Genomic DNA, 14729 nt, shown 5'->3' with positions numbered 1-14729 from the left:
TCGCGCCGGTTGCTGACGAACAATGGAGAGGTGGCTGAGTGGCTTAAGGCACCGCATGCGGTACACGGTAAACCGTGTCGGAGGTTCGAATCCTTCCCCTCTCCGCCATCCCCGAGATGTACTCGGTAAACCCGAAATACAATCAGCGACGGCTACGTTTGCCGGCCGCGGGCGCCGCCTCATCGGGATAGGCGCCGCGGCGCTGAGCCAGGCGCCAGTTGGGAGCGCATGTCCCGTTCAGGCCGCCAGTGCTCGCCTGACACTGGGCCATCGTGGAGTAATCGCATTGCTCGATCGTGCCACTCCATCCCTGAACATAGGTCATGCAGTACGGATAATCGATCGCCTGGGCCGAAGCCTGACCGAGAAGGCCGTATCCGGTAAGCGCAAAAAGGGCGAGTTGAAGGTAACGCATTTCGTCCTCGATTCGTTTTCGGCCGCATGAGACACCATCGGGGCTTCTGGCTCAAGCCGGTGGCGGGTTCGTGCGATCACAGTTCAGCGAGAACGCTATGAGCGCCGCACATTCGTTTTGTTCTTTGCAGATTTCTCGCTCTGCCGGATAGACTGTTCGCAGGGTCTACCGGTCAGGAACCGGACTGTGCCTCAGCGCCTAGCCAAGATCAGGAGAAGCCGTGAGCGATCCGGACCAGGACAACCGAAAGCGCAACCTGAAAATCGCCGAAAACGAAGCCAAACGCGAGTTGAAGAGTGATATCCGGCTCTCGACATGGGCGATTGGCATCGTCGTCGTTGTTGGGCTGATCGCTCTGGCGATCTTTCTCAAAAATTAGGTTTCAGATTCGAGCCGTGGCCGGCTGACGATGCTTCCGGCTCCGGCAACATTATTTACCGAACGTCATGTCCACGCATTTCATGACATCCGGCCCGACGCCTACGCTGAGCAGAATGCAGCCTTTGGCACTGAGCTTGGTGCTGTCGCTGACCCAGATCGCCGTCCCGCCCGATCCAAAGAACGAGTTTGTGTTCGGCGGCTCGGTTTCAGTCGCATCGAACTGGTAGCTGGAATCGCTGGGGAAGATGCGCGCCTTCAATTTGCAGTCGCCATCGGTATCGACCTTGAGAACTTCCTTGTTGTCACGGGTGACGCCAACGCTCACCTGGCAGCGATAGAACTCGGATGTCTTTGTATTAAAAATGTAGGCGTATGACTTGCACGAAATGTTTTGAAGTTTGCCAGCATTCAGTCCGCGGCCGCAGGAGATGCGCTGATTGCTGCTCAGCTTGATGTCGTCGGCCGCTCTCGCATCGGAAATGCCATTGAATGCCGTCAGCGCCAGAACCGGCACGAGCCCAAGAAAAAATCCACGAAACGTCTTCATCGATTGACCCCTATTGCGCATGCGTGCTGCGGCGAAAATGATGCCGGTTATCGCATGTCCGGCGTAACTCTAATGTAGTTTTCGGCGGTAGGCCATTGGGGCGTCCGCGGCTCCTCAGCCAGGCGCGCCGGCAACGAGCGCCATGCACAACACGTTGCGGGGTCACCCGTGGGCCAAGGCCCGCGTCCTTAGCTGCTCGACAGCATGCACCAACCGGCTTTGCCCCTGTTCGCCGATGGCTGCATCGCGGGCCTCCTGAATGGCTTCCCCGAGCCTCGGCAGCAGGAGATCTCCGTCGCATGTCGGTTTGACCAGACGGTCGATGATGATGTTCCACTCGGCCAGTCCGTTCTGGTAGGCATCGCCATGTCCCTTGATGAGATTGGCCGTTCGCACGACCGCAACGGTCGCTTCCGGCTGCTTCACCAGGCTGCGATCAACCATGTGAAGCCACCGCTCGACCCACACGCGTTCCAGCTTAAAGCGCTGGGAGAATGGACGCGTAATCCGCGCGGCAGCCAGCCATTTCAACCGTTGAAGCTTAAAGCGTGTCCGCGAACTGAAACGCAATGTCACACTCCTGCGCGCCAGCTTCGCCAGGCGCAGGCGCTGGAACAGATCGAGAGCCGGCGCTGCTGCCTTGGGCGGCAGCAGCGGGATCACCTCGTCCCAGCGAAACTTCTCAACCCGGTCGATCGAGCGCGGGTTTGGCCCGGCGCTCGCACCTCCCGCCTCGGCCAGCTTCAGCTGTGCGATGCGGATAGGGTCCTCGAAATGCATGCGATCGGACAGCAACTGCGCGAGTTCTGCAAGGTCGGGCACATGGTGGGCCGCAGGACCGACATAGCGTTCGATCCGCTCGAGATAGGCCAGCGCATAGTCCGGGTCCTGATAGTCGATCAGCGAATGAACCGCTTCGCTGACGATCGGGACAACATCCGCTGGCAGTTGCGCCGACAGCCGCGCCAGCGCGGCCCGCGCGACACGCGGATTTCGCGTTTCTTCGCCAAAATACCGCTCCTTCAACAACCGGAACGGCGATGGCGGGACTTTGACCCGAATCTTCACGACGTCGCCTGCGCACCTGTTTCGGCAAGCTGCGCTTCCAGCCTCCCAAGATTCTGGAAGAGCCGCGCGCTGACCAGCCGCAGGAAGTAGAATCCGAAAGCCGGGTTCTGGACGTAAAGCTCCTCCACCTTTTGATAGGTCACACTCAGCACGATCCCGCCCTCAAGGCACTCCAGCGTTTGAGTTCGTTTATTCGAGGGCGACAGCATACCGAGTTCGCCGACGATGGCGCCGTTCGGCAGTTCGATCCCGGACTCGACAAGCCGGAAGCGCCCGCTGACGATGTAGAACATCTCCTCGGCTTTCTCGTGCTTGTAGAACAGGATTTCGCCGCTCTTGCATTTGCGCTCGGTCATGAACGGCTTCAACCAGGCCATGGACAGATCGCTGTTGACGGATTTCTTCACTTCGCGGACCAGCAGCAGCATTTCGCGGAGCCGGTACACGTTCAGCGGCAGCAGGATCATGTGAAGCACCATCACCGGGTAGTGATGGTGAACGACCGAAAAGCCGATCAGGAGGACGTTGGTGATGATCCCGAAGATGCGAAGCGGAATCATCGTTCGCATGGTGTACCCGGCTACCACGAACGCAGACGCGATAAAGCCGCCGGCGCCGGAAACGAGTCCTGACATATCCATCGGAATCAACCTGATGCTAAAGGAAGCTGATATATATTATGCCGCGCCGCGCCTTGTGCGACAACGGTTCTCGCGGCCAATGCTTTAATCGAACCTCAAGTCTTTCCGCGAAAATCCGAGCAAAAGGCGCGCTGCAAAAAACATGCGCACCGATCAAATCTCAAACGACAGCCCTTCCTTTGCAACGACCGTTCCCGGCCGCACCCTGGCTGCTGCTGCGGCGATACGGTCCATCTCATCGTCGTCATGTTCGGGATCGTGGTGAAACAGGAAAAGCTTCCCGACTCCCGCCTCGTCGGCCAGCCGGACGGCTTGCTGCCAGCTTGAGTGGCCCCAGCCGACATGCTCAGGCAGTTCTTCGTCGGTGTATGTCGTGTCGATGACAACAATCGACGCATCGCGGGCGAGCTCTATCAGCGCCGGATCTATTTCGTCGGCGCTGAGTTCGGTATCGGTAATGTAGGCCATGGCACGGCCGCCAAACTCGACACGGTATCCGATCGCACCGCCGGGATGATTGAGCGCCGCGGTCATAACCTTGATGCCGGGCCGTGGAGTCAAAACATCGCCAGGTGCGAAGTCGGTGAATTCGATCTTGCCGTGCGCGGCTTCGATTTCGATCGGAAATAATGGATAGCTCATCAGCTTCCGAACCGTTTCCTGCACCCCACCTGCCGCCTTCAGGTTGCCGGCCCAGAGACGCAACCGGTTTCCCGTCATGAAGGCAGGCACGAAGAACGGAAGGCCAATCAGATGATCGATATGGCAGTGACTCAAAAACAAATCGATGTCTGTTGGTTCGGCTTCTTCGGCAAGCGTGAGGCCCAGCACACGCAGTCCCGATCCCGCATCGAAGACCAGGCGATGGTCACCGCAACGAACCTCGACGCATGATGTATTGCCGCCATACCGCACGGTATTGGGGCCTGGACACGGAATGCTCCCACGAACACCCCAGAACCGCACGGACATTGTGGTCGGCATGAAAAAACTCAATGAACCCTTCGCGAGAATTGCATGCCGCTGTCATCTTCACCAACATGATACCCCGCACTGTTCACCAAAAAAATGGCTTGCCATGCTGGGACGCGACAGGTAGCGCGGCGGCGTTTCGTCTCACCCATCATTTGGTTGTCAGAGCAAAGACACCGTTCCAGTTGTCAGGCGGCGGGGTTTCCTGGAACGCCTTGATACGCTCGAAATAGAGGTCGTAAAGCATAGAGAAGGTCTTCGCTTCGTCGGCCATGCGGGCCTTCGCAATCGCAGCAAGGGCACCCTCCCAGTCGCGGCCGCGGTAACACGCCAGCATTTCGATGCACAGATTGCGAAGCCGCTGAAACTGTCCGGATTTCGCGACGTCTTCCCGCCCGGCGATGGCGTAAATCACCTCGGGCTCCTTCTTGCCCTTCACCGTGATGAAGTCGAGTTCGAGAATCGCGAATTTGTCCTTGGCCGCGAGCGCCGTGGCCGACCCGGCGATGATTGGCACGCCGTAGGATTTCGATTGTCCCTCGAGGCGCGAGGCCAGGTTCACGCTGTCGCCCAGCACCGAATAGTCGAACCGGAGGTTCGATCCCATGTTTCCGACCACGCAGGTCCCGGTGTTCAGGCCAATTCCGACCTTCATGGGAATGAACGGCTTGCCGGCTTCATTCGCTTCCCGCTCCCGCTCGACATTCAGCGCTTCGATGCGATCGATCATGTCGAGTGCCGCATTGCAGGCGTTGATCTGATGTTCCTGATCGCTGAGCGGGGCGTTCCAGAACGCCATGATCGCGTCGCCCATATACTTGTCGATCGTGCCCTTGCGATCGAGGATCGCGTTGGTGAGCGGCGTCAGGAACCGATTCATCAGGGAAGTCAGGCCTTGCGGATCGTTCTTGAACGACTCGGAGATCGTGGTGAAACCGCGCACGTCGCTGAACATGATGGTCATGTCGCGCTCCTCGCCGCCGAGCACGAGTTTTTCCGGCGATTGCGCCAGCTGTTCGACGAGCGCTGGCGACAGGTACTGACCGAAGGCGGAACGGATGCGGCGGCGCTGAGCCTGTTCACGGAAATAGCTACTGAACACCAGCACCAGATAGATCGCGGTGCTCGCGATCAATGGAAATGTAAAGTCAATCAGCAGCCGATGTTCGGAGAAGAAGTACCAGGATGTCGCCACCATGATGCTGACGATGACGGCGCCGAACAGCAGAAGCATGATGGCGCTGAGAATTGGTGCGAGCCAGATGATGGCGATCCCGAACAGGATCGCGGCCAGCAGCTCGGCGCCGACCGCATAGTTCGGTTGCGACAGTACCGAGCGCGTCAACGCCGCTTCCAGCACCTGTGCGTGGACCTCGACGCCCGGCATCACGGGATCGAGAGGCGTTGTCTTCACGTCGAGCAATCCGACGGCCGACGTACCGATCAGGATCAGCTTGCGTGAAATCAGGTCGGGACCGGCCTTGCCGTCCAGCACATCGGCAGCCGACACATAACGCGCCGCATCGTGTTTGGCGAAATGCACCCAGAGCTGGCCGTTGCGGTCGGTCGGGACTTCAAATCCGGGGACCGCCACGCTCTTCACGCCGGCCTCGTCCGATTTGACCAGAATGGTGTCGGACTTGGTCACGATGCGCAGCATTTCAAATGTCAGCGAAGGCATCAATTCGCCTTGCGCCAGCATGATCATCGGAACCCGGCGGACGATGCCGTCGCGCTCGGTGCGGATCGTGAACAACCCGCGGCCCGGAGCGGCCTCTTCCAGCGCAGGGATGTTTCGAAGTAGTCCGGGGAATTGCAGAAGGAATGGACGCGGGTCGCCGCCCAACGTCGCCAATCCCGTCAGAGGCAGGTTCAATTCTGGCTGCGGCACAAATTTCGGCAGACCGGACTCACCAAGAACGGCGGGCGATTTACGTAAAACGTCAGCAAGCACCCGATCGTTGCTCGGCAGGGCCCGAAGCTTCTTTCGGCTCTCCTCATCAAGGTCACGAAACGCGTCCGCAGCGAGTCCCGGCGACAGCCGGTCAGGCTCCGCGAACACGATATCGAAAGCGATAGCGGCTGCGCCGAGATCGGTCAGCCTCTGGACAAGATCAGCCACCCTTGTTCGCGGCCATGGCCATTGCCCAAATTTGGCGAGGCTTTTTTCGTCGATGTCGATGATGACAACAGGACGCTGTGTGCTGTGGCGCGGCTTGAGGATTTGATATCCGTCGAAAACGCGGACCCGCAACTCCTCCAGCGGGATCGGATCGACGACCCGTACACCGAGAAATGCGATCAGAAGCAAAAGCGACAGCAACCGCCCGTAGCCGAAATGCCTGGCGTACATGCGGATACGCGCAACGAACCGGACCGACGATTTCCACACTGCCCGCATCATGCCGTCAAACCGATACCCGTCACTTTTCCCGGAAAGCACGCATGAGCTGGTCGCTCAGCGGCTTCGCAAGGTAGGATATCATGGTTCGTTCGCCGGTCTGCACAAAGGCCTCGACCGGCATGCCCGGAATCAATTTGACCTCCCCGAGCTTGGCCACTTCTTCCGGCGGCATCGACACGCGAATGGTGTAGTAGCTCTGTCCGGTGCGCTGGTCCGTCGTCGTGTCCGGCGAAATGCGGCTGACGGTCCCGTTCAGTTCGGGCGTGGTGCGCTGGTTAAAGGCCGAAAGCCGCAACAGCGTCTTCTGTCCGATCCTGAGCTGATCGATATCCTGCGGGTTCACCTTGGCCTCGACCGACAGGTTATCGGATTCCGGCACGATGAGCATGATCGCGTCACCGGCGGTGATCACACCGCCTACAGTATGAACCGTCGACTGAAGCACCATGCCGTCCTGCGGTGCGCGAATGTCGATGCGGCGCAACTGATCCTCGGCGGTAACCTTGCGTTCGACGAACTCGCCGATCTTGTCGTTGATCTCGCGCATCTCCTTGGAGACTTCGCTGGAAAGGTCCTTGTCGATCTGGATAATCTGCAGTTCGATTTCGGTGATCTTGCCCTTCGCCTGTGCCTTCTGCGCAATGAATTGCGCGCGGTCGCCGTCGAGCCGCGCGGCGTCACGCTCCAGCACGGTCAGACGCGATATCTGCACGAGATTCTTGGCGAACAGATCGCGGACGCCGATAAGCTCCTTCTGAATGAGTTCGATCTCACGGGACTTGGCATTTTCCTGCGCTTCGAGCCCGCCGATTTCTTCCTTGAGCTGCGCGATGCGCTCCTTGAGCTGGGCCTTCTGATTGACGCGGCCTGATGAGCGAACCTGAAACAGCTTGACCTCGTTCCCGATCAGCGCCCGCACATCCGGGTTGGCGAAGGCATCCATTAACTCGGGTGGAAAGGTTATGCGGTCCGCACCATCCTGCTCCGCCAGCAGCCGCGCACGACGCGCCAGCAGCCCGTCGAGGCCCTTGGTGACGATCGCGAGGCTTGCCTTGGTCACCGTGTCGTCGAGCCGCACCACAACGTCGCCGGCCTTGACGCGGTCACCATCGCGCGCCCTCACCTCGCCGACGACACCGCCGGTCGGGTGCTGGACCTTTTTGACGTTGGAATCGACCACGATCGAGCCCGGCGCAATCAGCGCGCCGGAGATTTGCGCCGTCGAGGCCCAGCCGCCGATCCCGCACGTCAGCAGCGTGACGACGACGAGTCCGACAATCAGATGAAACCGGATTGATCCTCGCGATCCGGGCTTATCCAGGCTTTTAAAGATAGAGAGCCGCTCCAGCGGCGAAAACAGGGCGCTGAAGATGCGGCGGACAATGCTTTCCGTCCCGGCGAGCGTCGGCTTCATGGTTGCGCTCCTCCCTTGTCGGAAACGATCTTGATCGCAGGCGGCGCTGCCGCAGGACGTTGCAACACCTGGCCGAGAACGGCGTCCTTCGGCCCGAAGGCCTGCACCCGCCCGTCCTTCATGACCAGCACGAGATCGACGCTCTCGATGCCGATCGGACGATGGGCGACGACGACCACGACACCGCCTCGCGCGCGCACCGCAAGGATAGCCTTGTTCAGCGCCACATCGCCTTCGCTGTCGAGATTGGAGTTCGGTTCATCGAGCACGACCAGGAATGGATTGCCATACAGCGCGCGAGCCAGCGCGATGCGCTGCGCCTGTCCCGCCGACAGCACGCTGCCCTGATCGCCGATCTGGGTGTCGTAGCCATCCTTCATACCGATGATGAGATCGTGGACGCGCGCTTCCCTCGCCGCGGCGATGATGTGCTCCGGAGAGGCATTGTCCTCAAACCGCGAAATGTTCTGGGCGATCGTACCGGCGAAGAGTTCGACATCCTGCGGCAGGTAACCGATATGTCGGCCGAGAATTTCCGGCGACCATTGGTCCAGCGCCGCGCCGTCCAGCCGCACTTTGCCGCGCAGCGGCTGCCATACGCCGACCAGAGCGCGCACCAGCGATGATTTGCCCGACCCGCTCGGGCCGATGACGCCAACGCCCTGCCCGGCCTCGATCGCAAACGTGACATCCTGGGCGACCACCTTCTGTTCGCCGGGTGGGCTGATGGTCAGCGTTTCGACCATAAGTCTGTTTGTCGGCGCTTCAAGCAGCGTTGGCGCCGCCTGTTCCGGCAACATGCCGAGCAGACGGTTGAGACGGTGCCAGCTTTGGCGGGCCGCTACGAACCCTTTCCAGTGGGCGATGGCAAGATCGACCGGCGCCAGTGCACGGGCGCTCAGGATCGAACCTGCGATGATGATGCCCGCGGTCGCCTGCTGGTTGATGACGAGATACGCGCCGACGCCGAGCACCGCCGACTGCAGCATCATGCGCATGACCTTGGCGATGGCGCCAAGGCCGCCGGCGACGTCGCTCGCCCGCTGGTTGCTCGCAAGATAGTCGCGGTTGGATTCATCCCATCGCTTGCCGACGCGCCCGGCCATGCCCATCGCGGTGAGCACCTCGGCATTCCTGCGGCTGGCGAGCGCAAGATCCTGCCGCCGCATCGCCAACCCTGTCGAGCGCTTCATGGGCTCGTTGGTCAGGTATTCGGTCAGGATGGTCAGCGCGATCAGAATGATGGCGCCGACCAGCGCGGTGATGCCGATCAGCGGATGGAATGCGAAACAGATGGCGAGATAAAGCGGCAGCCACGGCAGGTCGAACAATGCCCCCGGCCCCATTCCTGACAGGAACGAGCGGACGTTGTCGAGATCGCGCAGCGGTTGAAGTCCCTCGCTGCGGTTGCCGATAACGAGCGGCATCCGCACCACGATGTCATAGACCCGTCGGCTCAGCATCTCGTCCAGCGCCGATCCAATGCGGATCAGAATGCGGCCGCGGATCAGATCGAGGATACCCTGAACGAGGTAGAGGCCACCTGCCAGCACGATCAGGCCGACCAGCGTCGGGATGCTGCGGCTCGGCAGCACGCGGTCGTAAATCTCCAGCATGAAGAACGAGCCGGTGAGATACAAAATGTTGATGACCAAGCTCATCACGCCGACACCGACAAACGCGCTGCGGCAGGCGCGAAGCGCCGTTCCCAGTTCGGAACGGGGCGAATGCCCCTGATGTGATGTCTTCGCGGGCTGCATCGATACCTGGCCGTTTGGCTGCTGTCAGGACGCCAATCTGGAATTCATGAAATGTGGCGCTGTGACCAGCCTATCATGCCACGACACGGGTATTTATTGCAGCCGGAAACATGATCGAAGTTAATGTTTCCGGCCCATTCTCAAATCACGCATGGAGAATGAAATCGCTCGCATTCAGGGCGGCAACGCCCTTCAAGAGCAACGTATCCGTCGTGCCGTTGATGTGAAGCAGCGTATCGCCGCCGGTGTGATCGGCGTTGGTCAGGATGTCTGCCAGAGCCGTCGCATTGATGGACGAGAACGCCTGCAAATCGATTTTGTCGGTACCGGCCTGGAAGCCGTTTGTGATGACGTCCTGATTGGAGCTCGGCGCGAACACGAAGGTGTCCTGATAGCCCGTCGCGAAAAAGACGTCCTTGTCCGATGTCCCTTGCAGGGTGACAGGACCGGTTCCGGACACGTTGAAAATAAAGTTCACCGTATCGTGCGCCCCCGCAGCATCGGTCACGGTTAGCGCAACTTTGTCGGTAGCCGGCGTTCCCGTCGGTGTGTAAGCGATGCCCGTCCCCAGCGCTCCGTTCACTGTTGCCAGATCGCCGGAGCTGGGACTGAACGTGACAGTGCCGTGATCCGCGGTTGCCGTAACGGTGAAGGTATCGCTGGCGTCAGGATCGGCGACCGAGAGATTCGAAATGGTGGTCGTTCCGCTGCTTTGCGCGGTCTGGAAACCATTGGCATCTATCGTCGGCGCATCGTTCGTTCCAGTGATCGTCCACGACACCGAAGCCGGCGTCGGCGTCGTGACGATGCCGTCCGAAACGCTGTAGCTGACGGTTACTGTCGTCGTCGCACCCTCGGCCAAATGCTGATAGGCGGCGTTGCCCGGATCGAGCGTAAAGGTGTGGTGGACAGCGTCGTAGGTCACGCCGTCAGGCAACGTGCCGGGTACGTTCACCACGGACAGCGTGCTGCCGTCATCGACATCCGACGCGTTAGCCAGCGCATCAAGTGTGCGCGTCGATCCGTCCTCAACCGCGGACGGATCAGACACCACGCCGCTGACGACCGGCGCATCGTTCGTCCCTGTGATCGTCCACGACACCGAAGCCGGCGTCGGCGTCGTGACGATGCCGTCCGAAACGCTGTAGCTGACGGTTACTGTCGTCGTCGCACCCTCGGCCAAATGCTGATAGGCGGCGTTGTTCGGGTCGAGCGTAAAGGTATGATTGACGGCATCGTAGGTAACACCGGCAGGCAGTGAACCGGGGACATCGACGCCGGGCACGTTGACCACAGACAGCGTCGCTCCGTCATCGACATCCGACGCGTTAGCCAGCGCATCAAGTGTGCGCGTCGATCCGTCCTCAACCGCGGACGGATCAGACACCACGCCGCTGACGACCGGTGCGTCGTTCGTCCCTGTGATCGTCCACGACACCGAAGCCGGCGTCGGCGTGGTGACAATGCCGTCCGAAACACCGTAGTTGACGGTTACCGTCGTTGTCGCACCCTCGGCCAAATGCTGATAGGCGGCGTTGTTCGGGTCGAGCGTAAAGGTATGATTGACGGCATCGTAGGTAACACCGGCAGGCAGTGAACCGGGGACATCGACGCCGGGCACGTTGACCACAGACAGCGTCGCTCCGTCATCGACGTCCGAAGCGTTGGCCAGCGCATTCAAAACACTGACCGGAGCATCCTCGACTACCAGCGCATCGGACACGGTGCCGCTGACGACAGGCTCGTCATTCGAACCGGTATAGGTGACGGTCACCGTTTGGCTGGTCGAGGTGCCAGTAGCGACGCCGTTATGATAATCGGCAACGGTGATGTCGTAGGTAACCGTGAGGGTCTGGCCATCCGCCAGGAAATCCAGCGCGCTGTCCGTGATCTTGTAAGTCCAGTCAACCGACCCACTGCCCGTCCCTGTGCTGTCATGCGGCACCAGCGTACGCGCGCTTGCGTTTGTCAGGTCATTGATCTGGATTGACGTCAATGTCCCGCCCGACCAGTCGAAAATAGCGGACGATTGCGTGACCTGATGTGTGTCGGTCAGGTCGACATCGGCGAAGGTTACGGTGCCGCCGGCCGGATCCAACGTCGCGGATCCGGTGGTGGCCGTCAACTCCGGGACCGTGGCACTGGCGGCAGCAGTGCCGCTGGTTATCGTCGGCGTATCGTTGGTGCCGGTGATCGTAACAGTGACAGTCTTGGCAACCGACGTATCGTTGCTGTTGCTGCTGTTGTCTTTGACAGTGATCGTATAGGTCGCCGTAATTGTCTCGCCTTCCGCGAGGTACTGGATCAGATTGGTATCCAGCGCGAAATCCCAGTTGAAGTCGTGATCGCCCGCAGCCAGGGGCGACGAAGGAACCGTCAGTGCGGTTGCCAGCGCGAGAGCCAATGCAGGAGAGACACCTGCGCTTCCCGCTGCATCGTTGTTGTAGGCAACGTGCGCCGTATGGGTATCCGTCAGGTCGGTATCGGTGAACGTGACCGAGCCGTGGTCTTTCAGAATACCACCGACAGGATCGACGTCTTCCTTGACTGCTGCGCCGTTGTCGATGACAGAAATAACGGGCTGGTCATTCGCGGCGCCGACCTGAACGGTGATCTGCTTTGTCGACGAAAGGCCGTTGTTGTCCGTGACCGTGACATCGTAGATCAGCGTCAGGGTCTGCCCCTTCGCCAGAAAGTCGAACAGATGGTCCGGCAGCTTGAATTCCCAGCTGATCGAGCCCTGGTTGTTGGTATCGGTATTGTTCTCCGATACCGAGGCCGTCACCGCGCCATTGAGGGCATCGCGGGTTGCCTGCGGAATGTCGTTGTAACTGCCGCCCGACCAGACCACTGATGAGGCGCCCTGAAGCGCGGCGCTCGCCGTATGGGTGTCGGAGAGGTCCACATCGGCAAACGCCAGCGTGCCGGTCGCAACATCGACGACCGAATTCGGCGCGCCTGTTGTGTCGGGAACCTCGTCGGCCTGATGAATCGACGCGTCGGCCGTCAGCACCGGTGCATCGTTGGTGCCGGTGATGGTGATCGTGACGGTTTGTGTGACCGGGACGCCGTTGTCGTCCTTGATCGTGATCGTATAGACCTGTGTAATCGTCTGGCCTTCAGCCAGCGACTGCAGCGTGGGATCGTTGTCGTCCAGCGAGAAGTGCCAGCCAACCGAGCCCTGGTTGTTGGTATCCGTGGTGCTCTCCGAGACCGGATCAATGGTGAATGTTCCGATCTTGGTCGTCGTCGGGGCATTTCCAGCCCCGCTGACAAAGCCTGGCAGGGCTGAACTGGTCGTCGATGTCAGTTCGACGGTGGCGGTGTGTGCATCGGTCAGATCGACGTCCTTGAACGTGATCGTGCCGTCTGCCTCGATATGACCCGACGTGACCGGGACGTCTTCCTTGACCGCGCCGGTGATGATCGTCGCAGTTCCTCCCACGATGGTCGGCGCGTCGTTGGCGCCCGTAATCGTGATCGGGATTTCAACGATGCCGGTATCTGGTCCGGATGTCGCGGTCACCTGGATCTTGAAGGTGACGGTCTGGCCGTCGTCCAGGAAATTGAACTGCTCGCGATCGAAGGAGACGATGCCTGTGGTCTGGTTGATGTTAAGCAGCGGTTTCAGAAAAGCTTCGCTGAGATAGCCGACCGTGCTGACTGCGCTCTTGATGATGGCGCTGCCGGCGACGAATGGAACACCGATATCGTAGAACGGCGCACTGCCGATATCCGGGTCGTCGATCTTGACCACGTCCTTGAAGTTGAAAACCCTGATCGTCGGAGCGAACGCCTGATCCGCGAAAACAGGGAGCGCCGAAAATTGCGCCTTTGTGTTGTAGAAAGTCCTCGAGGGATTTGGCTGCCCGGTAACGGGATCGACTCCGACGCCCGGAATTGTGATGACCTTCGGTGGCCCGAGGTCCTGCAAAGGCTTGTAGAACGCAAACGGATTGATGTTGTCGCCGGGAGAGCCAAATCCGGTTTTCTGCGACTTCGGATTGGAGTTGTCCGGATTGTAGTTCGGGAAGTACAGCTTGAAGACTTCCTGGATCAGGGCCTTCGCAGATTCCTGATCCGCAAGCGTCTTGAGCTGTTCGATCGCCGTCGGAGGCTGACCGATGCCGCTAACCGAAACATAGGTCACCTGCCCGGCCTGCGACACCGTGCCGATAAGTTGGCCGGTCGTCTTGTCGTAGAGATTGTAGGAACCCGTGTGCCCATCAGGCTCGACCAGCACCGAAAATTTTGTCGGTCCGTCATTCGCGCCGATTTCCACCAGCACCGCCGTACCGCGAATACCCATCGTGGCAACCGGCGTCTCGACGCGCATGTTGCCGTTCTTGGCGGTCTGTCCCGCAACGAAGGTAATGGTGCCCTGAACCAGGCTGATCAGCGATGAGTTCGACGATCCGTTCGGATCGAAGATCATTTCGTTGAGCACCATGCGTGCGTTCGACGTCATGCCGAACACGCTGCCATCAACAAACGTCATGCCGATCGAAGAGTCGGATCCGGTCTGGACCACGTCGCCTTTTTGCACGGCGTCCCCGACACGCAATTCGACCGATACGCCGTTGCGGATGACGGTGGCGCTTCCGGACATTTTCTGGACGTGACCGATGATCTGTCCAGCCTGTGCCGGCGCTGTGGCCTGCGCGTAGTGGACGTGGCCGGTCAGCGCATCAACGATGTGACCGGCAAGGGTCGCGCCGTCCTTGGTGGCGAGGACTGGCCGTGCGTCACCCTTGAAGTAGTTTCCGACGACGAATTTCTGGCCGTCGCCCGAAATGATCAGGTCGCTGCCGATCCGCATATACTCGCCAGAGAACAGCAGATGCGCGTCGGGAACAACGATGTGGCTGTCCGACGCGTGATGCTGAACGAATCCTGGTTTCGGATCAAAAGAGAATCGCTCCCCGCCCAGCGAAACTGGGGAGTCGTGCGCTAACCCGGCGTCAAATGGTCCGGAAAAATTCAAACTCAGCCCGCCCGTCTGAAAATTATTCTTAAGAAATTTAGAATTACCGGTTCATAGCATCAAAGACCGCAGCCCCATAGTGAATTGAACTAAACGGCATGGTTTTACATGGCCGCGTTAAGTAAAGCTGCGGGGTCATGACT

General features: G+C 59.9%; 10 protein-coding genes and 1 tRNA gene. 2 read left to right on the top strand and 9 right to left on the bottom strand.

The features are described 5' to 3' along the window. Window positions 1-24: 24 nt before the first annotated feature. Window positions 25-108: transfer RNA gene (locus I554_RS0103200), tRNA-OTHER, on the top strand. 34 nt (window positions 109-142) lie between these two features. Here the strand turns inward: I554_RS0103200 and I554_RS0103195 are convergent. Next, window positions 143-415, bottom strand: coding sequence for a DUF3551 domain-containing protein (locus I554_RS0103195; RefSeq protein WP_024577972.1), 273 nt, complete (start codon window positions 413-415; stop codon window positions 143-145). Window positions 416-635: 220 nt separating this feature from the next. Here I554_RS0103195 and I554_RS27165 point away from each other — a divergent pair, with 220 nt between their 5' ends. Then, the gene (locus I554_RS27165) at window positions 636-794 is read left to right on the top strand and encodes a hypothetical protein (protein WP_192817727.1); all 159 of its coding nucleotides are present in this window, start codon (window positions 636-638) and stop codon (window positions 792-794) included. Window positions 795-845: 51 nt separating this feature from the next. On the opposite strand, the gene I554_RS0103185 is transcribed toward I554_RS27165, so the two are convergent. The 8 genes from I554_RS0103185 to I554_RS25920 all read right to left on the bottom strand — a co-directional run bounded on the left by I554_RS0103185 (window position 846) and on the right by I554_RS25920 (window position 14421). After that, a complete protein-coding gene (locus I554_RS0103185; RefSeq protein WP_024577973.1) occupies window positions 846-1343 on the bottom strand; it encodes a hypothetical protein in 498 nt (165 codons plus the stop codon). Window positions 1344-1505: 162 nt separating this feature from the next. Then, window positions 1506-2411, bottom strand: a complete 906-nt coding sequence (locus I554_RS0103180; RefSeq protein WP_024577974.1) for a DUF6537 domain-containing protein — start codon at window positions 2409-2411, stop codon at window positions 1506-1508. Continuing rightward, window positions 2408-3052, bottom strand: a complete 645-nt coding sequence (locus tag I554_RS0103175) for a cyclic nucleotide-binding domain-containing protein (RefSeq protein ID WP_024577975.1) — start codon at window positions 3050-3052, stop codon at window positions 2408-2410. The genes I554_RS0103180 and I554_RS0103175 overlap by 4 nt, the downstream gene beginning before the upstream one ends. Before the next feature lie 153 nt (window positions 3053-3205). Next, entirely contained in the window at window positions 3206-4036 is an 831-nt protein-coding gene (locus tag I554_RS0103170; RefSeq protein ID WP_024577976.1) for an MBL fold metallo-hydrolase, read from the bottom strand. Between the two features lie 139 nt (window positions 4037-4175). Further along, the gene (locus tag I554_RS0103165; RefSeq protein ID WP_024577977.1) at window positions 4176-6428 is read right to left on the bottom strand and encodes an adenylate/guanylate cyclase domain-containing protein; all 2253 of its coding nucleotides are present in this window, start codon (window positions 6426-6428) and stop codon (window positions 4176-4178) included. 19 nt (window positions 6429-6447) lie between these two features. Continuing rightward, a complete protein-coding gene (locus I554_RS0103160) occupies window positions 6448-7842 on the bottom strand; it encodes an HlyD family type I secretion periplasmic adaptor subunit (protein ID WP_024577978.1) in 1395 nt (464 codons plus the stop codon). Then, window positions 7839-9602, bottom strand: coding sequence for a type I secretion system permease/ATPase (locus I554_RS0103155; RefSeq protein ID WP_024577979.1), 1764 nt, complete (start codon window positions 9600-9602; stop codon window positions 7839-7841). The genes I554_RS0103160 and I554_RS0103155 overlap by 4 nt, the downstream gene beginning before the upstream one ends. A 145-nt stretch (window positions 9603-9747) precedes the next feature. Beyond that, window positions 9748-14421, bottom strand: a complete 4674-nt coding sequence (locus I554_RS25920; RefSeq protein WP_051358569.1) for a VCBS domain-containing protein — start codon at window positions 14419-14421, stop codon at window positions 9748-9750. Between the last annotated feature and the right edge of the window lie 308 nt (window positions 14422-14729).

Origin of the sequence: Afipia sp. OHSU_II-C1 (assembly GCF_000497575.1) — a bacterium.
Classification (GTDB): Bacteria; Pseudomonadota; Alphaproteobacteria; order Rhizobiales; family Xanthobacteraceae; genus Afipia.
This window is presented reverse-complemented; position numbering and strand designations above follow the sequence as displayed.

What these genes read in the sequence shown, in the direction of transcription:
- I554_RS0103195 (WP_024577972.1), bottom strand. Translation starts at nt 415, where the DNA reads ATGCGTTACCTTCAACTCGCCCTTTTTGCGCTTACCGGATACGGCCTT.
- I554_RS0103185 (WP_024577973.1), bottom strand. Translation starts at nt 1,343, where the DNA reads ATGAAGACGTTTCGTGGATTTTTTCTTGGGCTCGTGCCGGTTCTGGCG.
- I554_RS0103175 (WP_024577975.1), bottom strand. Translation starts at nt 3,052, where the DNA reads ATGGATATGTCAGGACTCGTTTCCGGCGCCGGCGGCTTTATCGCGTCT.
- I554_RS0103170 (WP_024577976.1), bottom strand. Translation starts at nt 4,036, where the DNA reads ATGCCGACCACAATGTCCGTGCGGTTCTGGGGTGTTCGTGGGAGCATT.
- I554_RS0103165 (WP_024577977.1), bottom strand. Translation starts at nt 6,428, where the DNA reads ATGATGCGGGCAGTGTGGAAATCGTCGGTCCGGTTCGTTGCGCGTATC.
- I554_RS0103160 (WP_024577978.1), bottom strand. Translation starts at nt 7,842, where the DNA reads ATGAAGCCGACGCTCGCCGGGACGGAAAGCATTGTCCGCCGCATCTTC.
- I554_RS0103155 (WP_024577979.1), bottom strand. Translation starts at nt 9,602, where the DNA reads ATGCAGCCCGCGAAGACATCACATCAGGGGCATTCGCCCCGTTCCGAA.
- I554_RS25920 (WP_051358569.1), bottom strand. Translation starts at nt 14,421, where the DNA reads ATGCGGATCGGCAGCGACCTGATCATTTCGGGCGACGGCCAGAAATTC.